This window comes from Caulobacter sp. GW821-FHT10A10, assembly GCF_059415745.1.
Genome location: NZ_JBWKNV010000002.1, coordinates 458452 through 483817 on the forward strand (window position 1 = coordinate 458452; position 25366 = coordinate 483817).

The 25366-nt window shown below is 70.1% G+C and carries 28 protein-coding genes, 1 pseudogene and 1 riboswitch; of the genes and pseudogenes, 17 read left to right on the forward strand and 12 right to left on the reverse strand.

Translation table 11 applies throughout. From position 1 onward, the window contains the following. Positions 1-16: 16 nt before the first annotated feature. The 4 genes from AC07NS_RS06975 to AC07NS_RS06990 form a co-directional block, all read right to left on the reverse strand. Complete coding sequence (locus AC07NS_RS06975; protein WP_494602408.1) at positions 17-436, reverse strand: PaaI family thioesterase; 420 nt, start codon at positions 434-436, stop codon at positions 17-19. A 69-nt stretch (positions 437-505) separates the two neighbouring features. Continuing rightward, on the reverse strand, positions 506-1324 hold the full coding sequence (locus AC07NS_RS06980; protein ID WP_494602409.1) for an MBL fold metallo-hydrolase: 819 nt from the start codon (positions 1322-1324) through the stop codon (positions 506-508). 79 nt (positions 1325-1403) lie between these two features. Continuing rightward, entirely contained in the window at positions 1404-2072 is a 669-nt protein-coding gene (locus AC07NS_RS06985; protein WP_494602410.1) for a hypothetical protein, read from the reverse strand. Between the two features lie 89 nt (positions 2073-2161). Next, positions 2162-3178 carry an RluA family pseudouridine synthase gene (locus tag AC07NS_RS06990; RefSeq protein ID WP_494602411.1) on the reverse strand — a complete coding sequence of 339 codons (1017 nt, stop codon included), beginning with the start codon at positions 3176-3178 and terminating at the stop codon, positions 2162-2164. A 95-nt stretch (positions 3179-3273) separates the two neighbouring features. Here AC07NS_RS06990 and AC07NS_RS06995 point away from each other — a divergent pair, with 95 nt between their 5' ends. Then, a complete protein-coding gene (locus AC07NS_RS06995) occupies positions 3274-5595 on the forward strand; it encodes a TonB-dependent receptor (protein ID WP_494602412.1) in 2322 nt (773 codons plus the stop codon). 869 nt (positions 5596-6464) lie between these two features. On the opposite strand, the gene AC07NS_RS07000 is transcribed toward AC07NS_RS06995, so the two are convergent. The 4 genes from AC07NS_RS07000 to AC07NS_RS07015 all read right to left on the reverse strand — a co-directional run bounded on the left by AC07NS_RS07000 (position 6465) and on the right by AC07NS_RS07015 (position 10212). Further along, on the reverse strand, positions 6465-7238 hold the full coding sequence (locus AC07NS_RS07000) for a dienelactone hydrolase family protein (RefSeq protein WP_494602414.1): 774 nt from the start codon (positions 7236-7238) through the stop codon (positions 6465-6467). Positions 7239-7254: 16 nt separating this feature from the next. Then, on the reverse strand, positions 7255-8847 hold the full coding sequence (gene purH / locus AC07NS_RS07005; protein WP_494602416.1) for a bifunctional phosphoribosylaminoimidazolecarboxamide formyltransferase/IMP cyclohydrolase: 1593 nt from the start codon (positions 8845-8847) through the stop codon (positions 7255-7257). A gap of 27 nt (positions 8848-8874) precedes the next feature. Further along, positions 8875-8955: riboswitch (ZMP/ZTP riboswitch) on the reverse strand. An 83-nt stretch (positions 8956-9038) separates the two neighbouring features. Next, on the reverse strand, positions 9039-9299 hold the full coding sequence (locus AC07NS_RS07010; protein WP_494602417.1) for a hypothetical protein: 261 nt from the start codon (positions 9297-9299) through the stop codon (positions 9039-9041). Positions 9300-9315: 16 nt separating this feature from the next. Further along, the gene (locus tag AC07NS_RS07015; protein WP_494602419.1) at positions 9316-10212 is read right to left on the reverse strand and encodes a precorrin-2 dehydrogenase/sirohydrochlorin ferrochelatase family protein; all 897 of its coding nucleotides are present in this window, start codon (positions 10210-10212) and stop codon (positions 9316-9318) included. 180 nt (positions 10213-10392) lie between these two features. Here AC07NS_RS07015 and AC07NS_RS07020 point away from each other — a divergent pair, with 180 nt between their 5' ends. The 8 genes and pseudogenes from AC07NS_RS07020 to AC07NS_RS07055 all read left to right on the forward strand — a co-directional run bounded on the left by AC07NS_RS07020 (position 10393) and on the right by AC07NS_RS07055 (position 15312). Next, positions 10393-10965, forward strand: a complete 573-nt coding sequence (locus tag AC07NS_RS07020; RefSeq protein ID WP_494602420.1) for a (2Fe-2S)-binding protein — start codon at positions 10393-10395, stop codon at positions 10963-10965. Then, positions 10962-13145: a xanthine dehydrogenase family protein molybdopterin-binding subunit gene (locus AC07NS_RS07025; protein WP_494602421.1), complete on the forward strand. Its 2184-nt coding sequence runs from the start codon at positions 10962-10964 to the stop codon at positions 13143-13145. Before AC07NS_RS07020 ends, AC07NS_RS07025 begins: the two co-directional genes overlap by 4 nt. 92 nt (positions 13146-13237) lie before the next feature. Further along, positions 13238-13414 (forward strand): annotated as a pseudogene (locus tag AC07NS_RS07030) (response regulator transcription factor); the annotation flags it as partial. A gap of 127 nt (positions 13415-13541) precedes the next feature. After that, the gene (locus AC07NS_RS07035; RefSeq protein WP_110120925.1) at positions 13542-13817 is read left to right on the forward strand and encodes a hypothetical protein; all 276 of its coding nucleotides are present in this window, start codon (positions 13542-13544) and stop codon (positions 13815-13817) included. Positions 13818-13831: 14 nt separating this feature from the next. Further along, positions 13832-13960, forward strand: coding sequence for a hypothetical protein (locus AC07NS_RS07040; protein ID WP_255580246.1), 129 nt, complete (start codon positions 13832-13834; stop codon positions 13958-13960). 92 nt (positions 13961-14052) lie between these two features. Continuing rightward, entirely contained in the window at positions 14053-14406 is a 354-nt protein-coding gene (locus tag AC07NS_RS07045) for a hypothetical protein (protein WP_487290080.1), read from the forward strand. A gap of 40 nt (positions 14407-14446) precedes the next feature. Beyond that, positions 14447-14662 carry a hypothetical protein gene (locus AC07NS_RS07050; protein ID WP_110120927.1) on the forward strand — a complete coding sequence of 72 codons (216 nt, stop codon included), beginning with the start codon at positions 14447-14449 and terminating at the stop codon, positions 14660-14662. Between the two features lie 230 nt (positions 14663-14892). Beyond that, the gene (locus AC07NS_RS07055; protein WP_494602422.1) at positions 14893-15312 is read left to right on the forward strand and encodes a hypothetical protein; all 420 of its coding nucleotides are present in this window, start codon (positions 14893-14895) and stop codon (positions 15310-15312) included. A 6-nt stretch (positions 15313-15318) separates the two neighbouring features. On the opposite strand, the gene AC07NS_RS07060 is transcribed toward AC07NS_RS07055, so the two are convergent. After that, a complete protein-coding gene (locus AC07NS_RS07060) occupies positions 15319-15897 on the reverse strand; it encodes a nucleotidyltransferase family protein (protein ID WP_494602423.1) in 579 nt (192 codons plus the stop codon). A 46-nt stretch (positions 15898-15943) separates the two neighbouring features. On the opposite strand from AC07NS_RS07060, the gene moaA reads away from it, so the two are divergent. The 5 genes from moaA to moaC all read left to right on the forward strand — a co-directional run bounded on the left by moaA (position 15944) and on the right by moaC (position 18738). Next, the gene (gene moaA, locus AC07NS_RS07065) at positions 15944-16954 is read left to right on the forward strand and encodes a GTP 3',8-cyclase MoaA (protein WP_494602424.1); all 1011 of its coding nucleotides are present in this window, start codon (positions 15944-15946) and stop codon (positions 16952-16954) included. A 2-nt stretch (positions 16955-16956) separates the two neighbouring features. Continuing rightward, positions 16957-17196, forward strand: a complete 240-nt coding sequence (locus AC07NS_RS07070) for a MoaD/ThiS family protein (RefSeq protein WP_494602425.1) — start codon at positions 16957-16959, stop codon at positions 17194-17196. Beyond that, entirely contained in the window at positions 17193-17633 is a 441-nt protein-coding gene (locus AC07NS_RS07075) for a molybdenum cofactor biosynthesis protein MoaE (protein ID WP_494602427.1), read from the forward strand. Before AC07NS_RS07070 ends, AC07NS_RS07075 begins: the two co-directional genes overlap by 4 nt. Positions 17634-17708: 75 nt before the next feature. Further along, entirely contained in the window at positions 17709-18257 is a 549-nt protein-coding gene (gene moaB / locus AC07NS_RS07080) for a molybdenum cofactor biosynthesis protein B (RefSeq protein ID WP_494602429.1), read from the forward strand. Positions 18258-18270: 13 nt separating this feature from the next. Then, the gene (gene moaC / locus AC07NS_RS07085) at positions 18271-18738 is read left to right on the forward strand and encodes a cyclic pyranopterin monophosphate synthase MoaC (RefSeq protein WP_494602430.1); all 468 of its coding nucleotides are present in this window, start codon (positions 18271-18273) and stop codon (positions 18736-18738) included. A gap of 169 nt (positions 18739-18907) precedes the next feature. On the opposite strand, the gene AC07NS_RS07090 is transcribed toward moaC, so the two are convergent. Then, positions 18908-19912, reverse strand: a complete 1005-nt coding sequence (locus AC07NS_RS07090; RefSeq protein ID WP_494602431.1) for an XdhC family protein — start codon at positions 19910-19912, stop codon at positions 18908-18910. 99 nt (positions 19913-20011) lie between these two features. Between AC07NS_RS07090 and AC07NS_RS07095 the strand changes: the two genes are divergently transcribed. Both AC07NS_RS07095 and AC07NS_RS07100 read left to right on the forward strand, forming a co-directional pair. Then, entirely contained in the window at positions 20012-20887 is an 876-nt protein-coding gene (locus AC07NS_RS07095) for a bifunctional regulator KidO (RefSeq protein ID WP_494602432.1), read from the forward strand. Positions 20888-20957: 70 nt separating this feature from the next. Next, the gene (locus AC07NS_RS07100; RefSeq protein WP_494602433.1) at positions 20958-21662 is read left to right on the forward strand and encodes a glycosyltransferase family protein; all 705 of its coding nucleotides are present in this window, start codon (positions 20958-20960) and stop codon (positions 21660-21662) included. Positions 21663-21830: 168 nt separating this feature from the next. Here the strand turns inward: AC07NS_RS07100 and AC07NS_RS07105 are convergent, their stop codons facing one another. Then, positions 21831-22733 (reverse strand): hydroxymethylglutaryl-CoA lyase, encoded by a 903-nt coding sequence (locus AC07NS_RS07105; protein ID WP_494602434.1) that lies wholly within the window; start codon positions 22731-22733, stop codon positions 21831-21833. Further along, positions 22730-24457, reverse strand: a complete 1728-nt coding sequence (locus AC07NS_RS07110) for an ArnT family glycosyltransferase (protein ID WP_494602435.1) — start codon at positions 24455-24457, stop codon at positions 22730-22732. Before AC07NS_RS07110 ends, AC07NS_RS07105 begins: the two co-directional genes overlap by 4 nt. 91 nt (positions 24458-24548) lie before the next feature. Here AC07NS_RS07110 and AC07NS_RS07115 point away from each other — a divergent pair, with 91 nt between their 5' ends. Next, the gene (locus AC07NS_RS07115; RefSeq protein ID WP_494602436.1) at positions 24549-25289 is read left to right on the forward strand and encodes a glycosyltransferase family 2 protein; all 741 of its coding nucleotides are present in this window, start codon (positions 24549-24551) and stop codon (positions 25287-25289) included. The last annotated feature ends 77 nt before the right edge of the window (positions 25290-25366 follow it).

Genomic DNA, 25366 nt, shown 5'->3' on the forward strand with positions numbered 1-25366 from the left:
TCCGGACCGTGGCGGTTCAGGCTTTCGGGTAGAGAACCATCTGGGTGCAGCGGAAAAGCGCGATGGTCTTTCCCGTGCCTTCGGCCGTGACGACGGCGTCCCAGACCTGGGTGTTGCGGCCGCCGTGGATCAGTCTGGCCTCGCAGGCCACGCCGCCGTCGCGGGCCGTGCCCAGGAAGTTCGACTTCAGCTCGATGGTGGTGAAGCCGGTCGCGCCCTCGGGCAGGGAGACGACGCAGCCGTAACCGCTGGCGGAGTCGGCCAGGGCGATGACGGCGGCGGCGTGCAGGAAGCCGTTGGGGGCCATGTGATGGCGTTTCACGTCGAAGCGGCCACGCACCAAGCCCGGCTTGGCCTCGAGCCACTCCAGGCCCAGATGGTCGGGCAGGCTGCCGGCCTGGACGGCGGTGAGGTTGGCGCTCTGGTCGTCGGCCATGGCGAGGCCTCCTAATGCTTCACGTGCGAAGTATTAGGCGCGCCGGAAGCGCTGATGGCAAGTCCGTTTTTAAAGCGAACTGATGTTCCGCGGCGGAAAGCGCACGCCGTTCTCGTCGGGATAGGGCAGCTTGCCCGAGCGGACGGCGACGTCGAGGGCCGCGATCGTCAGGGCCGAGGGCGCGGGCTTGTCGCCGGTCCGGCGGGCGACGAACTCGGCCTCGGAGACGGCGTCGCCGGCGTCGGGATTGCCGGCCCTCGTGGCGGCCACGGTCGTTTCGCCTTGGCTCGTCAGCAGGCGGGTGTCGTCGGGCAGTGAGAGCAGCTTGCGGGCGTCGGCGAACAGGCCGGCCGCATCGGCGCCGGGGGCGTCGCTGTCGGGCAGGCCGGTCGGAAGAATGGCGTCGCCGACGAAGACCACGTCACCGGCCCTGTAGGCCACGGCGCCAGGCAGGCGGCCGGAGAGGGCGATGGGGTGGAACTCGATCCCGCCCATGATCAGCGGCTCGTCGTCCTCGCGGGCCAGCTTGTCGAAGTCCCAGCCTTCCAGGTCGACGCCCTCGGCGCCGAGGGCCGGAACCAGGCGCTGCAGGCTTTCCAGCACGTGGGCGCCGATGGCGACCGAGGCGCCGGTCTCGTACTTCAGGTGGCCGGCGGCCGACAGGTGGCCGGTGTGGACGCCGGTCTCGAGGATCCAGGTCGGGCCCAGGTCCTTGGCGCGAATGTCGGCGATGATGCCGTCGACGAAGGCGGTGGAGGTCACGCCGGTGGCCGGGTCGAAATCGAGCACCGGATCGACGATGGCGCACAGCAGAGTGGCCGGATCGGCCACGAGATAGGTCACCCGCCCCGTGGCGGCATGGTGATACGCAGTGATGTCCGGCTGCATGCTTACGCCTGAAGGTCCCCGATTGCCCGGCACCATGACGGCAAGCCGTTAAGCTTCGGCGAACGCCGGAACGGGACTGTTAGCGACGGTCGTCGATGTCGCAGGGGCGCTGGGCGCCGCGCATCTCGGTGGCCCACATTGGTTCGATGTAGCGGCCGTCGTCGGCGCGCAGGCCGCTGGCGCAGCGCTCGGCGGCCGAGCCGCGACCGGTCATGTCGAGCGACAGGGCGATCGATTGGCTCTTGCCGCCGCGGCCATAGCCGTAGGGGCCGTAGCCATAGCCAAGGCCGCCGCCATAGCCGTAACCGTCGTAGCCATAGCCCCAGCGGCCGTTCTTGCCGTAGTCGGTCTGGCTGACGGCCACGCCCAGGGTGCCGTTCTCGCCGACGGGATAGAAGGCGGTGACGCCCATGTGGCGATAGCCGCCGGTGCCGACGCCGACCTCGACGCTGCCGTGGATCTTGCGCTTGGTCGGGCCGTCCTCGTCGGCGCGCGTCAGGTTCAGCGGGCCGCTGCTGTCGTCGACCGTCTTGACCGGCGAGGCCTTCAGCCAGGCGTCGACCTGCTCCTGGGTGGTGAGCGGACGGGTCGCGGCGGGCGCGACCGGAGCGGGCGTGGCTTCGGCCTGGACCGGGCTGGTCGTCGCCTTGGCGGTGGCCACCACCTCGTCGTCGGCGCCGGCGGCGAAAGCCATCACGGGTGCGGCGAGCAGGGCGAGTGCGGGAACGAGGCGGGCGGCGAGGGACATGGGACAGATCTCCAGCCCTTTACCGATAAGCGGGCGGTCAAGCCGAATTAGGGCGCGAATGTTGCTCGGACGCAAGCTCTCCGGGGCGGCTACAGCGCCTCCAGCCCGGCCTCGACGGCGGCCATGTCGGGCGGCAGGGGCGTTTCGAAGCGCAGGGTCTGCCCCGTCACCGGGTGGACGAAGCCGAGCAGGGCCGCGTGCAGGGCCTGGCGGGCGAAGGCGGTTTCGGTCAGCACCGCCTTGACCGGCGCGGCCGGGGCGCCGGCGCCGTAGACGGGATCGCCGAGGCACGGCGAGCCCTTGCTGGCCATGTGCACGCGGATCTGGTGGGTGCGGCCGGTCTCCAGCCGGCAGGACACCCGCGCGGCCAGGGGCTTTGCGCCGTCGCCGCCGAACGTGCGCTCGACCCGGTAGTGGGTGGTGGCCTCGCGGCCGCCGCTCTTCAGCACCGCCATCTTCTTGCGGTCGTGGGGAGAACGGCCAAGGCGCGTCTCGATCGTGCCGGACGAAGGAGAGGGCGCGCCGCGCACCAGGGCCACGTACATGCGGTCGATGTCGTGCGTCGCGAACAGGGCCGACAGGCCGCGATGGGCCGCGTCGCTCTTGGCCGCGACCATGACGCCGGAGGTCTCCTTGTCGAGCCGGTGGACGATGCCGGGCCGGGCCACGCCGCCGACGCCCGACAGGCTGTCGCCGCAGTGGGCCAGCAGGGCGTTGACCAGGGTGCCGGTCTCGCTGCCCGGGGCCGGGTGCACGGCCATGCCGGCAGGCTTGTCGACCACGATCAGGTGGGCGTCCTCGTAGAGCACGCTGAGCGGGATCGCCTCGGGCTGCGGGATCGCGGGGGCCGGCGGCGGTTCGACCACCAGGTAGTCGCCGGCCTGCGCCTTGGCCGAGCCGTTGGTCACCGCCACGCCGGCGCGGAAGACCCGGCCCTCGGCCATCAGGGCCTGCAGCCGGGCGCGCGAGAGCTCGTCGAACAACGCCGCCAGGGCCTTGTCCAGCCGCTGGCCGACCAGGTCGCCCGACAGTTCAGCCGTCAGGCGCCGTTCGCCTCCAGCGGGCGCATCCAGCAGGTCTTCGACGTCGTCCTCGGCTTCAGCCACGCTGTTTCACGGCTCCTTCACAACCCCGTCGCGTAAGCGACACCGCCGCTCCCTACGGGCGGGGCCTCGTACAGTTGTTTTGAGGGGAATAGTCCATGCGCGCCATCCGCACCACTACGCTCGCCGGCGTCAGCCTGCTGGCCCTGGCGATCGCCGGTTCGGCCATGGCCGCGCCGGCTCCGGAAGCCGAGACCGCCGCGGCGCCGACCCAGGTCGACGAGTTGATCGTCACCGTCCAGAAGCGCGAGCAGAAGGTGCTCGACGTGCCGATGGCCCTGACGGCCTATTCCGGCGAGAAGCTCGATGAGCTGGGCCTGCAGGAGTTCGAGGAGCTGGGCCAGTTCGTGCCCGGCTTCGACGTGCAGAACCAGTCGCCCAACAACCCGGGCTTCGTGATGCGCGGCATCACCTCGGACAGCGGCGAGGCCACCAACGAGCCCCGCGTCTCGGTCTACCAGGACGGCGTCTCGATCTCGAAGTCGCGCGGCAGCTACGTCGAGCTCTTCGACCTGGAGCGGGTCGAGATCGCCAAGGGGCCGCAGTCGACCCTCTATGGTCGCGGCGCCCTGATCGGCGCGGTCAACATCATCCAGGCCAAGGCCAAGCCTGACTTCGACGCCAGCCTCAAGGTCGAGGGCGGCGACTACGGGTACTTCATGGCCGAGGGGATGCTGAACGCCCCAATCACCGACGCTCTGGCGGTCAGGCTGTCGACGCGGGTCAAGAAGCGCGACGGCTATGTTGAGAACCTGCTGGGCGGCGAGGACTTCAACTCGACCGACACCGTGGCCGCGCGCCTGGCCGTCAACTACACGCCCAACGACCGCTTCAAGCTGGACGTGCTCTACAACTACCAGCAGGACAATCCGTCGGGCACCTCGTTCAAGTCGCTGACCTACGCTCCGACCGACCCGACCACCGGCAAGGTGATCGGCGACCTGGGCCGTAACTCCGGCGCGGCCCTGTCGACCGTCGACGGCTTCGAGAACGGCCAGCCCCTGGGCCTGGACCGCCGCCTGTGGAGCCTGACGGCCCTGGCCAGCTACAAGCTCAACGACAACCTGACCCTCAACTCGACCTCGGCCTACCGCTACTTCAGCGGCGAGGAAGTGTTCGATCCGGACGGTTTCTCGCTGCCGCTCTTCGTGTTCGCCGAGGACGCCCAGGGCAAGTCGGCCAGCCAGGAGTTCCGCCTCAACTACGACGCCGGCGGCCGCGTCACCGCCTTCGGCGGCGTCAGCATGTTCTGGGAAGACGGCAGCCAGCGCGTGCCGCTGCGGATCAACGAGAAGATCGCCTACCTCTTCCTGACCGGCCAGTTGCCGATCCCGGGCGGCCTGTCGACGACCGTGATCAACGCCATCCCGGCCCTGTCGGCGCTGTCGTCGGGCCGCACCGAGGAATACACCAACTACGGTAAGACCAACTCGTACGACGCCTTCGCCGACGTCACCTTCAAGGCCACCGACCGCCTCGAGCTGACTGCCGGCCTGCGCTACACCTACGACGACAAGACCAGCGGCTACGGCGCCTGGATCAGCAGCCCGTCGATCATCGGCGGCAGCACCGCCACCGTCACCCGCGGCCTGATCGTCCAGCCGGTGGCGACCTACTACAAGGACTTCACCGACAGCGGCGTCACCTGGCGCCTGGTGGGCCGCTACGAACTGGCCGACGACGTCAACGTTTACGGCTCGGTCTCGACCGGCCGTCGTCCCAAGGTGTTGACCGGGGCCAGCCTCAGCGAAGTGCCGGCCGAAGAGGTCACTTCCTACGAGGTCGGCGCCAAGGCCGCCCTGCTGGATCGTCGCCTGACCGTGGACGGCGCGATCTACCGCTACGACTATGAGAACTTCCAGACCAGCGGCGTGACCAGCACCGGCACGGCCATCACCATCAACGCCGGCGAGGCCAAGGCCTACGGCTTCGAGGGCCAGGCCAACTTCCAGGCCACGTCCGACCTGCTGGTGTTCGCCACCTACGGCTACAGCCACGCCCGGTTCGGCAACGGCCGCTACGAGGGCAACCACTTCCGCCTGTCGCCCGACCACTCGTTCTCGCTGGGCGTGAAGGCCTCGCGCGACACTGGGATCGGCAAGTTCACCTTCCTGCCGACCTGGACCTGGCAGTCCGAGCAGTTCTTCGACAACAACAACGACATCGCCGCTCTGCAGAGCACGACGGGCGTAATCAAGGACACCGTGCAGGACGAGGTCCAGAAGGCCTTCGGCCTGCTGAACCTGCGCCTGACCTACCAGCCCAAGGACAGCCCGGTGACCTTCGGCGCCTTCGTCACCAACGCGCTGGACCAGGACTACATCAAGGACGCCGGCAACACCGGCGACGCCTTCGGCATCCCCACCTTCATCGCCGGCGAACCCCGGTTCATGGGGGTTTCGGTGTCGTTCAAGCACTAGTCCGCCTGCGGCGGCCCCCTCGGTCGCTCCGCGACAGCTCCCCCCAGAGGGGGAGCATCTGGGCGCTCAAGATCCTCCCCCTCTGGGGGAGGTGGCCCGGAGGGCCGGAGGGGGTAAGCACGCGGCTTCGTCCTCGCGCTTTGGCTGCGAGCTGATCGAAGGAGAGCGGAGCGCCCGGGCCACGCCCGGAGGTGTGTAGACAGATACCGTTTCGACGAAGCCCGTTCGCTCCGCGCGGTCGTTTGGCTGCCGGCTTCCCGGGCGGCGGCGCTCTTAACGCCTTACCGGGACCGCCTTCGAGGTTTCCCTTCCAGGCGGCGACGAGGAGAGGGGCGCTCTGTAATCCTCGTCCAAGCCGACGGCGGGCGGGCCTAGCCAGCGCCAGGTCCCCGGACGCGACGGATCTTCCCAATCCGCCCCAGTCCCGCTCGATCGCATCCCGCCGCCGCATGGTCGCTGGCCGCGCGCCCCTTCGGTGCGGCGAGACCCAGTGATTATGCGGGGGTTCTGAGTGCGTCTGATCCAGAGCGGTGAGAAAGTTGTAAGGGGTTGTATTGGTTGGGGTTTAGTTCGCGCTCAGCGGGGATCCAGCTTCGTCTATCCCCGTTGGGGCCTCTTCTCCCTTCCCCCTTGATGGGGGAAGGGCCGGGGTTGGGGGTGGCTGCGGCGGTCAGGCTTGAAAGGATTTTGCGAGCGGAACCGCGGCGTCACCCCCATCCCAACCCTTCCCCCATCGAGGGGGAAGGGCTCAAAAAGCCTGGGTCCCCGCTTTCGCGGGGATTTTACGGGGGAGGGATGGCTGGCGGTTCGGAAGCTGAAAACGGCCCCCCTCCGTCGCTCCGCGACACCTCCCCCAGAGGGGGAGGATCTTAAGCGAACAGCCCCGGCTTCGGCGCGACAGCCCGCAGCGCCGCCGCGAAATAGTCCTGGACCTCCTGGAACAGGTCCGGGCGGTAGATCGCCCGCGGGTCGTTGGCCTTGTCGTCGTCGAAGGCGTGGGTGGCGTCGGGGTAGAGCTTGAGGTCGACCTTGACGCCGTCGGCGCTGAGCCGTTCCAGGGCCTTCTTGGGGTAGCGCCAGCCGACGACGCCGTCCTTCTGGCCCAGCACCGACCACACCGGCGGCGCGCCGGGTCCCCAGCCCCGGCGGCTGGTCATCGAGGGGTAGGCCGCGTACGGATAGACCAGCAGCGCGCCCTTGACCTGCTTGCGCAGGGCGACCGCGTCGGCGTCGGCCAAGCCGGTGGCCGACGGGGCCGAGGTTCCGGCGGCGTAGGCGTCCATGATCGTCCAGGCGCCGTGGCTCCAGCCGGCCAGGAACACCTGGTCGGCCCGCGCCCAGCTCTGGGTCTTGAGCCAGGCCAGGGTCCCGAACACGTCGGCGGCCCGCTTGGCCCCGTGCAGGGTCATCAGGGTGCAGACGAAGAGCTTGCCGTCGAGCGTGCTCATGCCGCGCGGCGCGAAGGAGTCGAGCACGATGGCGGCGTAGCCGGCCTTCACGGCGACCTCGGCATAGGTCTCCAGGAACGGGGTCTTGCCGCCGCAGCCGTGCAGGATCAGCGCCACCGGAAAGGGGCCCAGGCCCGCGGGCTTGAACACCCGCGAGCGCGAAACGACCTTGGCTCCCCAGCTGACGCTGTCCATCGCGTTCACTCCACTTCTAGTGGCGGAACACTCGCACGCCGGTGAAGGCCATTGTGAGGCCAAGCTTGTCGGCGGCCTCGATGACCTCGGGGTCGCGCATGGAGCCGCCCGGCTGGATGATCGCCGTGGCGCCGGCCTCGGCCGCCTGGATCAGGCCGTCGGCGAACGGGAAGAAGGCTTCCGAGGCGCAGGCGCAGCCCGCCAGATCCAGGCCAAAATCAGCGGCGCGAAGCGCCGCGATGCGGGCGCTGTCCTTGCGGTTCATCTGGCCGGCGCCGACGCCCAGGGTCTGGCCGGCGCGGGCGTAGACGATGGCGTTGGACTTGACGTGCTTGCCGATCTGGAAGGCGAACAGCATGTCGCGGATCTCTTCCTCGGTGGGCTGGCGCTTGGTGACGATCTTCAGGTCCGAAGCCTTGATGCGGGCGTCGTCGCGCGATTGCACGAGGAAGCCGCCGGCCACGCTCTTGAAGGTGTCGCCGGTCGACAGCGGATCCGGCAGGCCGCCGGTGACCAGCAGGCGCAGGTTCTTCTTGGCGGCGAACACGGCGACGGCGTCGTCGTCGGCTTCCGGGGCGATCACCACCTCGGTGAAGATCTCGACCATGGCCTCGGCGGCCTCGCGGGTCAGGCGGGTGTTGGTGGCGACGATGCCGCCGAAGGCCGAGGTGGGGTCGCAGGCGAGAGCCCGCTCATAGGCCTCGCGCTGGGTGGCGCCGAGGGCCACGCCGCAGGGGTTGGCGTGCTTGATGATGGCGACGGCCGGACCCTGGGCCGGGTCGAACTCGGCGATCAGCTCGAAGGCCGCGTCGGTGTCGTTGATGTTGTTGTAGCTGAGTTCCTTGCCCTGCAGCTGGCGGGCCGTGGCCACGCCGACGCGGGGGCTGGGGAAGGTGTAGAAAGCCGCCTTCTGGTGCGGGTTCTCGCCATAGCGCATCGTCTGGCGCAGCTCGCCGGCGATGCTCTTGCGGGCCGGGAAGTCCTGGCCCAGCTGGCCGGCGAACCAGGCCGAGATGGCGGCGTCATAGGCCGCCGTGCGGGCGTAGGCGCGGGCCGCCAGGGTCTTGCGCAGCGAGAGCGACGTGCCGCCATCGGCCTTCAGGGCGTCCAGCACTTCGGCCAGATCGGCCGGGTCGGTGCAGACCGACACGTAGCCGTGGTTCTTGGCCGCCGAGCGGATCATGGCCGGGCCGCCGATGTCGATGTTCTCGACGCACTCTTCGTACGAGCCGCCCTTAGCGACGGTGGCCTCGAACGGGTAGAGGTTCACGTACAGGATATCGATGCCGCCGATGCCGTGGTCGGCCATGGCCTTGGCGTGCTCGGGCGCGTCGCGCACGCCCAGCAGCCCGCCGTGGACGATGGGGTGCAGGGTCTTGACCCGGCCGTCCATCATCTCGGGGAAGCCGGTCAGGTCCGACACGTCCTTCACCGGCAGGCCGGCCGCGGCGATGGCCGCCTTGGTGCCGCCGGTCGAGACCAGCTCGACGCCCGCCTCGTGCAGGACCTTGGCCGCTTCGACCAGGCCGGTCTTGTCGGAGACCGACAGCAGGGCGCGCTTGGGGGCGACGAGATCGGGGGCGGACGGATAGTCGGGGGCGGCGGGCACGGGGGACTCCGGGTCTGGTTGCGGTCAGAAAGGAGCCCAGGCGCGCGGCATATGCGTCTCGAGCTCCCCGGTGGTCACCCACCTTCAACGCCAGTCACTCGAACGGCGCGGAACATACGGAGGGGGGACGGGGAGTCAATGCGGCGTCGAAGCCCCGTTCAGACGTTTTCGAGCGGTAGGGGCGCGCCGGCTCAATCCTCGAATTCGAAGGCCAGCGAACTCGCGATTGGAATATCGGGGATCGAGAATCCTTTGAGGAGGAAGACCGGACTTTCGACAGGCTCCTCCCCGCGTTTGAGCATCCATTCAAGTGAGGCCTCCGCACGCACAACGCGGCCGTCGGGACATGTGACGACGGCGATCAGGCGTCCCTGCGCGGGTAGGCCGGCGGGAAGTTGCGGAACCACGACGAGCCCGCGCCCCGCTATCTCGAAAGTCTCGACGATCCGCACGGACGCAGCCCCCTTGTCAGCCCGCCGGCGCCGTCAGCAGCACCTCGACCGCCACGCCCGCCGCCGCAAGCGCCTGGATATCGGCCGCCTCGACCGGTGCCGCGACCAGGCGCACGACCTGGCGACCGCTCTTGGCCAGTTCGATCAGGTGATCCGGCGTGGCCTCGGCGGCCGACAGGCGGTGGGCGTCGCGGCGGGCCATGGTGACGACCTCGGGATCGGCGGCCTCGTCGATGACCAGCACGTCGGCGGCCGACAGGGCCCGCACGGCGCGCAGGGTCAGCAGGTCGGCCGGACCCTTGCCGGCCACGAAGCGGACCTTGCCTTCCTTCTTGACGCTCCTGGCCAGGGCGTCGCGGAACAGGGCGCCGGCCTTTTCCATGTCGCCGGTCATGGCCGCCTGGGCGGCCTCGCCCGACAGCGCCTCGCGCAGGAAGGCGCGGCGTTCGTGCAGGGTGGGCAGGGCGCCGCGCACCTCGCTCTGGAAGTTGCGCATCAGGGCCGCGACCCGGCCGGCGCCCTCGGGCACCTGGGCCTCGATGTCGGAGCGCAGCATGGTGGCCAGCACGGGCGCCGCGCCGCCGGTGCCGACGGCCGCCACCACCTCGCCGCGGTCGATGACGGCGGGGGTGTTGAAGTCGCACATGTCGGGCTTGTCGACGACATTGACCAGCACCCCGGCGGCCCTTGCGGCGCGGGCGGCGGCCTGGGCGAACACCTCGTCGGCGCTGGAGATGAAGGCCAGCACCGCGCCGGTGTAGGAGCCGGGCAGGAAGGCCGCATGGCCGTCCAGCCGCACCAGGGTGGCGGGCGAGCCGTCGAACAGCCGGGCCTTGGCCTCGGCGCCTTCGCCGGTTCCGGCGATCACCACCTTGCGGCCGGCGAGGGGGAAGTAGGCGGGGAAGGAGTCCAAGGTGGGGGTCCTCTGCGGGCGTCGTGCGTTCAAGCTAGGGCGCGTCGGCCAAGAACGTGAGGCCTTTCGCGCAACAGGCGTCGCGGATGTGGGTCTTGCACGATCCTGACGGCGTTAAATTTCACTGGCGAAGCCTCGGGAGAACGGTGTTAGCTGCCCCCGAGGGCAGGAGACAGGCGCATGGCGGCGAGCTTGGACGTCAACGGCAAGACGATGTCGGTCGAGGCCGATCCCGACACGCCGCTGCTGTGGGTGCTGCGCGACGAGCTGGGCCTGACGGGCACGAAGTTCGGCTGCGGCCTGGCCCAGTGCGGAGCCTGCACGGTGCATGTGAACGGCGACCCGGTGCGGTCCTGCGTCACCCCGATCGCTGCTCTCTCCGGCGCCAAGATCACCACCATCGAGGGCCTGGGCGGCGCCCATCCGCTGCAGCAGGCCTGGGTGAAGCTGGACGTGCCGCAGTGCGGCTACTGCCAGTCGGGCCAGATCATGTCGGCCGCCGCCCTGCTCGAAGCCAACAAGAAGCCGACCGACGACGACATCGACGCGGCCATGGGCGGCAACATCTGTCGCTGCGGCGCCTATCAGCGGATCCGGGCGGCGATCAAGCAGGCCGCGACCGGCCAGGCGATCCCGGTGGTCGCCGCCGCGCCGGCGGTCGTCGCCGAACCGGCCAAGGAGGCCGACATCGACGAGGCGATCTCGGCCGCTTCCGGCGCGACCTCGCGGATCCAGCGCGGAGAAGTGCGATGAACGCGCCCGTGAAATCCGAAGGCTTCAGCCGCCGCGAGGTGGTGGTCGGGGCCGCGGTGGTCGGCGGCGCCCTGGTGGTCGGCTGCTCGCCGGCCGACCTGATGAGCGCCGGCTCCAAGGTCGAGGTCGGGGCGTTCGGCCCGTTCATCCGCTTCGAGCCCGACGGCTTCGTCACCGTGATCTCCAAGCACATCGAGTTCGGCCAGGGCAGCCATGCGGGCCTCGCGGCCATCGTGGCGGAAGAGCTGGACGCCGACTGGGCCAAGGTGCGGGTCGAGCAGTCGCCGGCCAACGCCAAGCTCTACGGCAACGGCGCCCTGGGCGCGCAGCTGACCGGCGGTAGCTCGGCGATCTCCAACAGCTGGGAGCAGCTGCGCAAGGCCGGCGCCGGGGCGCGGGCGATGTTCGTCGAGGCCGCCGCCAACCGCTGGAACGTCCCGGCCGGCGAGATCGTGGTCAAGGACGGGGTGCTGACCCACGCCTCGGGCAAGAGCGCCGCCTTCGCCGACCTGTCGGCCGACGCCGCCAAGGTGACGCCGCCGCAGAATCCGCCGCTGAAGGACCCCAAGGCCTTCACCCTGATCGGCACCGATCGCGTGCGCCGCAAGGACGCGCAGGCCAAGGTCGACGGCACGGCGCGCTACACCCAGGACGTCCACCTGCCCGACATGCTGACGGCGATGGTCGCCCATCCGCCGCGCTTCGGGGCCAAGGTCGAGAGCTTCGACGCCGACGCCGCCAAGAAGGTGGCGGGCGTGGTCGACGTCTACGAGATCCCGACCGGCGTGGCGGTGGTGGCCAGGTCCACCTGGGCCGCGCGGCTGGGGCGCGAGGCGCTGGTCGTGCGCTGGGACGAGGCCAAGGCCGAGAAGCGCGGCTCGAAAGAGATCACGGCGGCCTTCCGGGATCTCGCCACCGGCAAGGGTCCGGCCGAGCAGAAGTGGGAGTCGTTCGGAGCCAAGGGCGACGCGGCGGCCGCGGCCGGGGGAAGCGACGCCTTCGAGGCGGTCTACGAGTTCCCCTACCTCGCCCACGCCACCATGGAGCCGATGAACTGCGTGGCGATCGTCGAGGGCAATTCGGTCAAGCTGGTGCACGGCTCGCAGGGCCAGACCCTCGACCAGCTGAACGCCGCCAAGATCGTCGGGACCCTGCCCGGCTCGGTCGAGGTCGAGACCCTGTTCGCGGGCGGCTCGTTCGGGCGGCGGGCGACCTTCAATTCCGACTACGTGGCCGAGTGCGTTCACGTCGCCAAGAAGGTCGCCTCTAGTAAGGATGGGGGCGGCAAGCCGGTGAAGCTGGTCTGGACCCGCGAGGACGACATGAAGGCCGGCTACTACCGGCCGCTGGTGGTCCACGCCGTGCGGATCACGCTGGACAAGGACGGCCTGCCGGCCACCTGGCGCCACCGCATCGTCAGCCAGTCGATCATGAAGGACTCGCCGATGCCCTCGAAGGGCGTCGACCAGACCGCCGTCGAGGGGGCGTCGGATTCGCCCTATCTGAAGGCCGCGCCCGTCGTCGACGCCCAGGTGGCGTTCCCCGAGGTGGGCGTGCCGGTGCTGTGGTGGCGCTCGGTGGGGGCGACCCACACCGCCTTCGTCATGGAGCACACCATCGACCAGCTGGCCCGCAAGGCCGGCAAGGATCCGGTCGAGTATCGCCGCGCCCTCTACGCCAAGGCCGGCGCCGACCGGCACCTGGCGGCCCTCAATCTCGCCCTGGAGAAGGCCGGACCGAAGGCGTCGGCCGGCTGGACGCGCGGGGTGGCGGTGCACGAGAGTTTCGGCTCGGTCGTGGCCCAGGTCGCCGAGGTCAAGCTGGTGGACGGCGAGCCGCGCGTCGGCCGGGTGGTCACCGCCATCGACTGCGGCGTGGCCGTCTCGCCCGACCAGATCGCCGCCCAGATGGAAGGCGGGACCTGCTACGGGCTTTCGGCGGCGCTCTTCGGCCAGGTGACCCTGACCGAGGGCGTGGTCGACCAGAGCAATTTCGACACCTATCGCGTGCTGCGCTTCGCCGAGGCGCCCAGCGTCGAGACCCACATCGTGCCGTCGGCCGCCCCGCCCAGCGGGGTGGGCGAGCCGGGGACGCCGGTGATCGGCCCGGCGACGGCGAACGCCCTGCTGGCGCTGTCGGGCCAGCCGACCGTCAGCCTGCCGTTCGTTCGCGGCGCCTGAGCGGGCGAACTGTCTGATTGTTAACTCTGACGCGTCCGAAATTGACGCCTCACCGGCTGGACGGGAGGCTGTGCTGGGACCATGTTAGCGCCATGGTCGAGCCTGCCGACAGCCTTGGTTTCGAGAAGCTCACGCCTCGTGAGCGCGAGATCCTGCGCCTGATCGCCCAGCACCAGCGCTCGAAGGAAATCGCGCGCCTGCTCAGCCTGTCGCCCAAGACCGTCGAGATGCACGTGCTCAGCGCGCGCCGGCGCCTGGCCGGCATGCCGCGCCGCGACGCCGCCCTGGCCTTCGTGGCGTGGGAACAGCACCCCGGTAATGACTACCGTAGGCAATCGCCGGGCCTAGCCGACGAACCTGAGCCGGTCTCTCCTGACGACAGCAGCGGGAGCGGCCATGAACGACAACACACCCAAGACCAAGACTGGCTCGCCCCCGGGATCGGCCTTCTTCATCGCGAGCTGGAAGTCTCTCGAGGAAGGCCTGACCCTGATGGCGGCCACCCCCGAGCGGGAGCGCCTGGTGCCGGAAACGGTGTCGGCTCTGCGCAAGGCCCAGGCGGCCGGCGATCCTCCTTCGAAGCTGTTGCTGCGAGTGCTCGCGGCCACGGCGTTCCTGTCGGACGACAGTCCGATCAGGTCCGAACGCGGGGAGGTTGGCGCCATGACCTGAGCCCAGCCCAATGGATGGGCCTGATCCTGGTTTCAGCCCTGGCGGCCGGCGTGCTGCTCAGCGTGGTGACCATGGGAGCCCATGAATTCCTCTTCGCCCTCCAGCGGTTCCGCGAGGGCTGGAGCGCCCCGCCGACGAACTGATCGTCGTTCTCGGGCCAGCCGAAAAACCGAGTTTCCAACAATCCAAGCCTTTGAACGTGCGGGGGGCGCCCGCGCGAGTGGGAGAGTCTTGCATGAAGCGCAGCGACGCAGCCCGTGCCGGGGCCGAAAAACTGAAACAAGCCGAAGCCGCGATCGACGCGGCCGTGCGTGAAACCGCCGAGCTGATGGGCCTGCTGCCCACGCTGCGGATGGACGCACAGCTGTCGGCCGTGATCGGCCAGGAAGCCCTGGAGACCCTGGGCGTCACCCTGACCCACATCCTGTCGGCCCGCCGCACCATCGTGAAGGCGCACGGCGATCTGGCGGAAGTCCGCTCGCAGATCGGCTGCGGCGCCCTGGCGCTGGGCGACCTGGGCAAAGTCGAGGGCGGCGACACGCCGCGCACCTCGGGCCTGCGCGCCGTCGACGGCGGTCGGGCCGCCTGATCGTCACTGGTATGCGCGAAGTTCTAATGGAGGGCGCGGCATGAGCGCGGTCCTGGCGATTATGGATCCGGCCATCGAAGAGGCCGCCGAGTTCGGGCGGTGTATTCGGTCCCTGTGTCCGACCCAGCAGCGTGTGCTGACGGTGCTGCTGCGGCGGCTCGTCGACATGGAGGCGGCGGACGACGCCGATGGCGCGGTGCGCGTCGTCGACGAGATCCGCAGGATCCTCTGCGACGGCGAAAAGACGCGGCACTAGAGCCTGCCAGGTTTAGATGGAACCATCTAAACCTGATCAGCAGGCTCTAGAATCAAACACTTGGAGCGCGCCCGGGCGGGTTAGCCGCTTACACCTAACCCTGGAGCGCTCTAGGCTTCCGTCCGCCGAGCAGGCGGTCGCCGATATCCAAGGCGTAAAGCTCCGGCTCGGATCACGCTTTGATCCGGGCCGGACTTGCGTCAACCTGGAGCGGTGAAGGGGGGCGTACGGTGTCGGCTTATCTCTATCTTTTCCTGACCCTGGCGATCTGCGGCCTGGCCTTCTGGCGCGGCGGACCGTCGGAGAAGCGGATCGCCGTCACCCTGCTGGCCGGCTGGGCCGCCTCGCTGGTGATGTTCCGCCACAACCGCATCAATCCCGACGTCGGGGTGATGATCGTCGACGCCGTGGCGGCGCTGATCTTCATCTGGGAGTCGATCCGCTCGCGCCTGCTGTGGACCGTGGCGATCTCGGCGTTCCAGCTGGTCGCCCTGGCCTCGCACGTGGCGGTGCTGATCGACCTGCGTGTGACCATCAACACCTACATGATGAGCCTGGCGCTCTGGAGCTACGCCATCCTGCTCACCCTGGCGCTGGGCGTCTGGCTGCACTGGCGCGAGGTGCGGCGGTACGAGGCGATGGAGGGGTAGGAGCCTCTACCGCTCCAGGTCCTCGCGCCGATCGACGTCGAACAGAACGCCGGGATCGTCGGTCTCGACCAGGGCGATGGCGTCGCCTGCCTTGATCAGCACCCCCTGCGCGCCGCGATCGCCGGCCAGGGCGGCCAGGTCCTTGAACCAGCGGCGGGCGAACAGCACCGGGTGGCCGCGACGACCGGTGTGGACGGGGGCGGCGATCCCGACGCCGGCGGTCAGGGCCTGAACCAGGTCGGCCGCCAGGTCGTGTGGTACGCGCGGCATGTCGCCCAGCAGCACCAGCGCGGCCTCGGCGTCGGCCGGAAGGGCCAGGATCGCCGTGCGCAACGAGGCGCCCAGGCCCTCGTCAGCCTCGGGCGCGGCCAAGGGTCGCAGGCGGGGCTCGGCCCGGGTCTCGACCAAAGCCAGGGCGGCCGCATCGCCGGGGCGCAGCACGACCGTGACCCCGCGCGCCGGCGCGGCCAGGGCCGTGTCCAGCGCGTGATCCAGCAGCGGCCGGCCGCGATAATCGGCCAGCAGCTTGCCGCCGCCGAACCGCGACGCCGCCCCCGCCGCCAGCACGATCGCCTCCAGCCGCATCAGTTCCCTTTCCGCCAGGCTCTGAGACGCCTATTCTATCGCGGATATGACGTCCCCTGACGACACCCCTCGCCTGATCGACGGCTTTGGCCGGGCGGTGAGCTATCTGCGCGTGTCGGTGACCGATCGCTGCGACCTGCGCTGCGTCTACTGCATGGCCGAGCACATGACCTTCCTGCCCAAGGCGGAGGTTCTGACGCTGGAGGAGCTGGACCGCCTGGCCTCGACCTTCGTCGGCCTGGGCGTGCGTAAAGTTCGGCTGACCGGCGGCGAGCCGCTGGTGCGCAAGGGGATCATGGAGCTGGTCGAAAGCCTGTCGCGCCACCTGAAGACCGGCGCGCTGGACGAACTGACCCTGACCACCAACGGCACCCAGCTGGCCCAGCACGCCGAGCGTCTGGCGTCGGCGGGGGTGAAGCGGATCAACGTCTCGCTCGATACGCTCAAGCCCGACCTCTTTCGCCGCCTGACGCGCGGCGGCGACGTGGCCAAGGTGATCGGCGGGATCGACGCGGCCCTGGCCGCCGGCCTCCAGGTCAAGATCAACGCCGTGGCGCTGAAGCGCGACAACGCCGCCGAACTGCCGGCCCTGATCCAGTGGGCCCATGCGCGCGGCTGCGACATGACCCTGATCGAGACCATGCCCCTGGGCGAGATCGACGAGGACCGCACCGACCAGTTCCTGTCGCTGCGGGACGTCCGGCGCGAGCTGTCGTCCTACTGGACCCTGACCGACCAGGCCTATGCGACCGGCGGTCCGGCCCGCTACGCCAAGGTCGAGGAGACCGGCGGTCGCCTGGGCTTCATCACCCCGCTGAGCCACAATTTCTGCGACTCCTGCAATCGGGTGCGCCTGACCTGCACCGGCACCCTGCACACCTGCCTTGGCCGCGACGACGCCAGCGACCTGCGGGCCGTGCTGCGCGGCGGGGCCACCGACGGCGAACTGGTGGCGGCCATCCACGCGGCGATCGGCTCCAAGCCCAAGGGCCACGACTTCCATGTCGATGCGCCCAGGCCGGCCGTGGCCCGCCACATGTCGACGACCGGAGGCTAGGGATGGCCCGCGTGCTGTTGTTCGGGCGCCTGGCCGACCAGGCCGGCTGGCGCGAGCGCGAGGTCGAGGCGGCGAGCCTTTCCGCCTTGCGCTCCTCCATCGCCAATGATGACGCGGGTCTCGCCGAGGCTCTCGCCGGCCCCGGCGTGCAGGTAGCCGTCGACAAGGCCCTGGTGCGTGGCGAGGCGGCGCTGGCCGCTTCGACCGAGGTCGCCTTCCTGCCGCCGATGAGCGGCGGATGATCACCCTCACCGAGGCGCCGTTCGAGCCCGGGGCGCTGCTGACCGAATTCTGCAAGGGCCGCGACGAGACAGGCGCGGTGGCCAGCTTCGTCGGTCTGGCCCGCGCCGAGGGCGGGGCCGCGTCGATCCTGGAGCTGGAGGCCTATCCGGGCTTCACCGAAAGCGCGATCGCGGCCTTCGCGGTCGAGGCGGCCGGACGGTTCGATTTGCAGGACTGGCGGATCGTTCACCGGGTTGGCCGGATCGCGCCGGGCGAGGCGGTGGTGTTCGTGGCGACGGCGTCGCGGCATCGCCGGGCCGCCTTCGAGGCGTGCGACTTCCTGATGGACTGGCTCAAGAGCCGGGCGCCGTTCTGGAAGAAGGAGCATGGCCGAGGCGGCGCCCGCTGGATCGAGCCGACGGCGCAGGATAGGACCGACGCCGAGCGTTGGGATTAAGCCAAAGCGCGACAGCCGAAAGTGTCAGCGGTTTCGGCGCCCGTCGCGCGGCAAGCAAAGAAGCGGAGAGATCGCATGTCAGGCCTCACCCCGGGCGGCGGGATCAAGCCGGAGCTGCCGTTCAAGCCGGTGCGGGTGGCGATCCTCACCGTCTCCGACACCCGCGACGAAAGCACCGACACCTCGGGCGACATCCTGATCGAGCGGGTCAAGGCCGCCGGCCACGAGTTCGCCGGCCGGGCGGTGGTGCGCGACGACATCGAGAAGATCCGCGCCACCGTGCGCGGCTGGATCGCCAGCGGGCAGGTCGATGCGGTGGTTTCCACCGGCGGCACGGGCCTGACGGGCCGTGACGTGACGGTCGAGGCGCTGCAGCCGCTGTTCGACAAGGTCATCGACGGGTTCGCCGTGGTGTTCCACCTGGTGTCCTACGCCACGGTGGGGCTCTCGACCCTGCAGTCGCGGGCCACGGCCGGGCTGATCGACGGGGTGTTCGTGTTCTGCCTGCCCGGCTCGAACGGGGCGGTGAAGGACGGCTGGGACAAGGTCATCGGCCCGCAGCTCGACAGCCGCCACAAGCCCTGCAACATGGTCGAGCTGATGCCCCGGCTTCTGGAACGTTAGGGCTTTTGGAAAAGTGAGCAAGCTGACCCACATCGACGACCAGGGCCGGGCCCGCATGGTCGACGTCTCCGACAAGGCCTCGACCGCGCGCGAGGCGGTGGCGACGGGCTTCGTGCGGATGAGCCCCGAGACCCTTGCGCTGGCCGTCTCCGGGACCGGCCGCAAGGGCGACGTCCGCGCCGTGGCGGAGCTGGCCGGGGTGATGGCCGCCAAGAAGACGTCCGATCTGATCCCCCTGTGCCACCCGCTGGCGCTGTCGAAGGTGGTGGTCGAGGTCGAGCCGGGCGAGGGCGGGCTTTCCGTTACCGCTCGCGTCAAGACCACCGGTCCGACCGGGGTCGAGATGGAGGCCCTGACGGCGGTGTCGGTGGCCTGCCTGACGATCTACGACATGCTCAAGGCCGCCGAGAAGGGCATGGTCATCGAAGCCGTGCGGCTGCTCGAGAAGACCGGTGGGAAGTCGGGGGATTGGAAGGGTTGATCCTTCTCCCGGGCTCCAAAGTTCGTCATCCCGGCCGAAGCAAAGCGTAGAGCCGGGACCCAGGAGACTGGGCTCGGTGGCAAGGCTGGCGCCCTTGAGGCGGCCGGCGCTTCGTCGCTCGCCCCTGGGTCCCGGCTCTCCGCGCTGCGCGCTCCGGCCGGGATGACGGCTATGTTGAAAGCGTTTCGGCGTGCGCCCGCCGCTCCAGCGCCGGCTGGCCATGGCGCGAGGCGATGATCTCGCCGATCACCGCGATCGCCACCTCGAACGGGGCCTTGCCGCCGAGATCGAGGCCGATCGGCGCGCGCAGCTTGGCCAGGTCGCGCTCCGTCAAACCGTCGGCCCGCAACGCCGCGATCCGTTCGGCCAGCCGCCGTCGCGCGCCCAGCAGGCCGACATAAGGCGCCGGCGAGGGCAGGGCGGCCAGCAGGGCCTCGTGGTCCAGGACCATGTCGTGGCTGCACACCGCCACCGCCGTCCAGGGATCCAGGCCGATCGCGGCCAGGGCCTCGCCGGGTGCGGCGCGGCTGTAGGCGACGCCGGCCAGGGGCGGGGGCTCCAGCGGTCCCTTGGGACGGACCAGGGTGGTCTCGAACCCGGCCTGGGCGCCGAGGCTCGCCAGGGCCAGGGCGGTCGGATCACCGCCCATCACCACCAGTCTCGGCACGGGATAGAACCCCCGGCCGAAGGCGCCGGGCCAAGGGGCCGGCGCCGACTCTTTTGGCGCAGAGAGGCGCCGCGTCCCGTCGCTGAACCAGACCGCCGGCCGCCTTTCGGTTGCGTGAGTCAAAAGGTCGCGCACGGCGACATCGTCGACGTCGATCCGCTCGACAAGGATTTCGATGCGGGCGCCGCACAGCAGGCGGATGTCCGGCCAGGGGCTGCCCTCGCCATAGACCAGGCGCCGGGACGCGCCGGTTTCCAGCACCGCGCGGGCGTGGATCTCGACGTCGCCCTCGATGCAGCCGCCCGACAGGAAGCCGCTCGCAAAACCTTGCGCGAAAAGCATCTGCGTGCCGACCGGGCGCGGCCCGCCGCCCTCCAGGGCGATGATTGTGGCCAGGACCGCGGGACCTTCCGCCAGGGCCTTTTCAAGGGCGGGCCGGATGTCGTCGGCCAGGCCGTGCATGGGCCATTCGGAGCCGGAAAGGGCGGCGGGATCGGTAAGGTCCATCGGCCCGATCTTAACCCCTCGGCAAGTTTCCAGAAACGCCTTCTTCAAACCTTGGCGCGTACGCTGCCCGACATTGGTGCTCACCCGACGCGGATTTTCATGTCGCTCACCGTCTCCAAGCTCGGTCTCGCCGCCGCCCAGTTCGGACTGGACGGCATGAACGCGTCGCCGCGTTCGCGTTCCCCCGAGGTCGAGGCGCGTGACATCCTGAACATCGCCGCGCGCGCTCGCCTGTCGGTGCTGGACGTCTCGGGCGTCTACGGCCGCTCGGAGTCGGTGCTCGGCGACCTGATCCCGCGTCCGGTGTCGTGCCGCGTCACCCTGGCGGCCGCCCGCGCCGACCGCGGTCCCGACTTCGTCGAGGCCGAGGCCCGCGCCTCGCTGCGCCGCATGGGCCTGGAACGCGCCGACGCCATCATCGTGCAATCGCCGTCGGAACTGTTCGGCGCCCATGGCCCGGCCATGTGGGACCGCCTGCACCGCCTGCGCGAGCAGGGCCTGTTCCGCAACATCGGCATTTCCGCCCACGCCACCGACGATCCGGTCGGCGTGGCCCGCCGCTTCAAGCCCGACATCATCCAGGCGCCGGCCAGCCTGCTCGACCAGCGCCTGCTGGCCGACGGCTCGCTGCAACGCATCGCCGGCATGGGCATCGAGGTGCAGCTGCGCTCGATCTTCCTCAACGGCCTGCTGTTCCTGCCGCCCGACCGCGTGCCGGCCCAGCTGAAGGGGGCCTCGGGCCGCCTGTCGCGCGTGCGCCGCATGATCGCCGAAGGCCGTTCCGACCCGCTGCAGGCCGCCCTGGGTTTCGCCCTGTCGCGCCCCGAGGCTTCGGCCGTGATCGTGGGCGTGACCTCGGCCGCCGAACTTTCCGCCGTCGTCGCCGCTGCTTCCAGCCCGCCGCCGGACCTCGACTGGGACGAGATGGCCATCGACGACCCGGTGGCCCTCGACCCGCGACGTTGGGTCGCCTAGCGGCGGACCCGACTCGAAGCTCAAGGTTCAAGAAAGAACCGAGAAGACGCCTCGAAGGGAGGCAAAGCCGATGATCCTCGCTGTCCTGCAGGCCCGCATGGGCTCCAGCCGTCTGCCCGGCAAGGCGATGGCTACCCTCCAGGGACAGCCGATGATCCTGCGCCAGCTGGAGCGGATCCGCGAGGCGCGCACCCTTTCCAAGATCATCGTCGCCACCAGCGACCAGGCCGCCGACGACGCGCTGGCCGGTTTCCTGGTGTCGCGCGGCGTCACCGTCCATCGCGGGGCGGGCGCCGACATTCTCGACCGCATCGCCCGCTGCGCCGAGGCCGCCGGCCCGGTCAGCCACATCGTCCGGCTGAAGGGCGACGCGCCCTTCGTCGATCCGGGCCTGATCGACCAGACGGTGCGCTTGGCCCTCAGCACCGGCGCCGACTACGCCTCCAACCGCGTGCACCGCACCTATCCGGCCGGGCTGGAGGTCGAGGTCATCACCGCCCAGACCCTGCGCACCGCCGCCGCCGAGGAGCGCGACCCGCTGGCCCGCATCTCGCCGACCGCCGCCATCCGCAACCAGCCGGGCCGCTTCCGCCAGGCCCACCTGCGGGCCGTGCGCGACTGGTCCAGCCTCGACTGGCGCGTGAAGACCCCGGCCGACCTCGCCTTCGCCCGCTCGATCTACGACGCCCTGCACCCGGTGGACCCGGGTTTCCGCATGGGCGACGTGCTGGATCTGGTCGAGAGCAAGCAGGACCTGGGCCGCTTCGCGGCTTAACGTCCTTCTCCCCTTGCGGGAGAAGGTGTCGGCGATAGCCGACGGATGAGGGGTCTCTCAGACCTCCGACGCCGCGACAGCTGATCGGCTTTCGCGGCGTTTCTGTACGTGCGACCCCTCACCCGACCTCCCTTCGGGAGGCCACCCTCTCCCGCAAGGGGAGAGGGATCAGGCGGGAAACCCGCCCGCCCTTGCCAGCGACGAGGCCGGCGCCTTGCCCAGGCGTTCGCTGATGTCGCGGCCGATGGCGATCAGGGCGCCAAGGTCGTACCCCGTCTCGAACCCGGCCCGCTCCAGCATGTAGACCAGATCCTCGGTGCCGATGTTGCCCGTCGCCGCCGGGGCGAAGGGGCAGCCGCCGAGGCCGCCGACCGAGGCGTCGAGCACGTCGATCCCGGCCTCGACGCTGGCGAAGGCGTTGGCCAGGCCCGTGTTGCGGGTGTCGTGGAAGTGCATGCGCAGGCGCGCGTCGGGGGCCGCGGCGCGGACGGCCTCGATGCGCCTGCGGACGGTCCAGGGATCCGCCACGCCAATGGTGTCGGCGATGGCGATCTCGGGCACGTTCATGGCCGCCGCCTCGCGGGCGATGGCCACGACCTGGTCTTCCGAGATTTCACCATCGAACGGGCAGCCGAAGGCCACTGAGATGGTGGCGGTGATCGGCGGGCCGCCGTCGATGGCCTGGCGCTCGACGATCGCCGCCAGGGTGTCGAGCTGCTGGTTGACCGTGGCGCCCTGGTTCTTCACGCCGAAGCCGTCCGAGGCGCAGACCACGACATTGGCCTCGTCGCAGCCGGTCGAGACGCAGCGCTCCCAACCGCGCATGTTGAGCACCAGGCCGATGCGCGAGCGCTTGGGATCGGGGCCGCCCATGGCGTCCATGATCTCTTCGGCGCCGGCCATCTGCGGCACGCGGTTCGGGTTGACGAACGACACCACCTCGGTGCGGCGGGCGCCGGCGGCTTCCAGGCGGCGGATCAGATCGAGCTTTTCCTCGACCGAGAGTATGGCCTTTTCGTTCTGCAGGCCGTCGCGGGGACCGACCTCGACGATCTCGATGAAGCGGCTCACGGCTGGGCCTCCACTTCAACACCCCTTTCGGCGCCGCTCACGGCGTCTTCCGGCGCATCGTGACGACGCGGCTCGCCGCGATAGATGCGCAGCACCTCGTCGTCGCCGTCGGAATAGTTCAGACCCTTGATCTCGCCGGCCGGGCGCGGGGTGTGGCCCAGCGCGGCCAGGGCGGCCTTGAACTTCGCATCCTCGCGGCCCTCGACCACGGCCGGGCGGCCCTCGTCGACGGCGTCTGCGGCGCCCTCGGCGTCGGTCAACTGCGTGGTGGTGCCCAGCTGGAAGACCATGCTGGGCTCGGAATAGCCGGTCACCGCCACCGGGCCGGGGGCGCCGGCGCGGGGGGCGAGATCCGCCTTCTCCAGGGCGCGGGCCAGGCGCTGCGACAGCCACAGCGAGTCCAGGCGCGGGGCCAGCAGGCCGGCCATGGCGCCGTGGGCCAGGATGCCCAGCGCCCCGGCCGTGACCAGGGCCAGGGCGGCCTTGCGCTCGCGCAGGATCAGCCAGCCGCCGGCGACGGCGGCCGCGACGAACAGCAGGGCGGCGAGGATGGCCAGCGGCAGGGCCGAGGGCGCGGCGTACTGCTTCCAGGCCACGATGCAGACGGCGGCGAAGGCGACGCCGGCGATGGCCAGCAGCACGGTGCCGACGATCCGCGAGCCCAGACCCAGCGGCTTGCGCAGGGCGGCGGCCATCAGCATGGCCAGGGCCCCGAAGGCGGGCAGGGTGTAGTGCGCCAGCTTGGTCGGCAGGATCTCGAACATCAGCCAGGTCGGGATCAGCCAGCAGAGGGCGAAGCGCACGCCCGGCTCCTTGCGACCGGTCCAGCCCAGAACGAGGGCCGCCGGCAGCAGCAGGGTCACCGGGAACAGCAACAGCGGCGAGAGCAGGGCGTAGTAGCCAGGCTTGCCGCTATGGCTCTCATGACCGCCGGCCAGCTTGGGGGCGAGGTCGCCGCCCACCGCCGCGCCCCAGAAGGCGCCGTCGGTGGCGACGGTGATCATGGTCGCCCAGGGCAGGACGATGGCCGCGAACAGGATCAGGCCCCAGCTCCAGCCCAGCTGCTTGAGCCAGCCGGCCTTCCGGTCCCAAGCCCACAGGGCGAGGATGGCGAAGATGACGACCAGCAGGCCGACCGGACCCTTGATCAGGGCGGCCATGGCCATGCCGATCCAGAAGGCCAGTTTCGGACCCTTGCCGGCCTTTTCGCCCGCCAGGCCCGCGGCGTAGATCCTGGCCAGACCAGCCATGGCCAAGGTTGTAAAGCCGCACAGCGAGGCGTCGGTCTTGGCGATGAAGGCCTCGGTCGACAGCAGGAAGGTCGCGCCCAGGATCGCGCCCGACAGCAGGCTCTCGCGCGGGCCGAAGAAGGCGGCCGCGCCCCAGGCGCAGGCGGCGGCGGCCAGCATGGCGCCCAGCAGCGAGGGGATGCGGTAGGCCCAGATCCCCCGATCTTCCGGCGCGGAGACGGCCGAGACCGCCGCGGCCTGCAGCCAGTGGATGCCGACCGGCTTCTTGTTGCGGGGCTGGTCCTGCAGCCGGATGTTCACATAGTCGCCGGTCTCCAGCATCTGGGCCGTGGCCTGGGTGAAGCGGGACTCGTCGCGATCCAGCGGCGGCATGGCGAAGAGGCCCGGCAGGCCGGCGATCAGGGCCACCAGGGCGGCGAAGACCGGCGCGCGCCAGCCGCGCGACCAGGCGTCGAGGCGGGATTCAAGGCTCATGCTGGCGGTCGGGCTGGGGCTCGTATTGGCGCTCATGAGCGATGGAATAGCACGATCCTTTCCTGGCGCGAGTTTTGCGGTAAAAGCGGCCATGACGTCTTCCAATCCCGCCGCGATCCCTGATTTCTCCGTCGTCGTGCCCGTGTTCGACGAGGGCGGCGCGGCGCCGGCCCTGGCGCGCGAGATCGCGGCCGCCTTCGCCGGCGAGTCCTACGAGATGATCTTCGTCGACGACGCCAGCCGCGACGACACCAAGGCCCTGCTGACCGCCCTGAAGGCCGAGATCCCGCAGTTGCGCGTGCTGGGCCACCGCAAGAACTCGGGCCAGAGCCGCTCGATCCGCAGCGGCATCCTGGCCGCCCGCGCCCCGATCGTGGTCACCATGGACGGCGACGGCCAGAACGACCCGGCCGACGCGCCGCGCCTGGCCAAGGCCCTGCAGGCCGCGCCGGTCGAACTGGCCCTGGTGGGCGGCGAGCGGGTCAAGCGCCAGGACAGCAGCGCCAAGCGCTTCGCCAGCAAGTTCGGCAACGGCGTGCGCAAGCGCCTGCTGAAGGACACCGCCAACGACACCGGCTGCGGCCTGAAGGCCTTCCGCCGCGAGGCCTTCCTGCGCCTGCCCTACTTCGATCACATCCACCGCTACATCCCGGCGCTGATGCTGCGCGAGGGCTACGAGATCGCCTTTCAGCCGGTGAACCACCGTCACCGCGAGACCGGGGTGTCGAAATACACCAACTTCGGCCGCCTGAAGGCCTCGATCAGCGACCTCTTCGGCGTGATGTGGCTGCAGTCGCGGGCCCGCAATCCGCAGGGCGTCGACGAGGCGTAGGGAATGAACCCTCTCTCTTTGAGAGAGGGAGGGGCCCGCGCCAAAGGCGTGGGAGGGTGAGAGGTTACAATCTCACC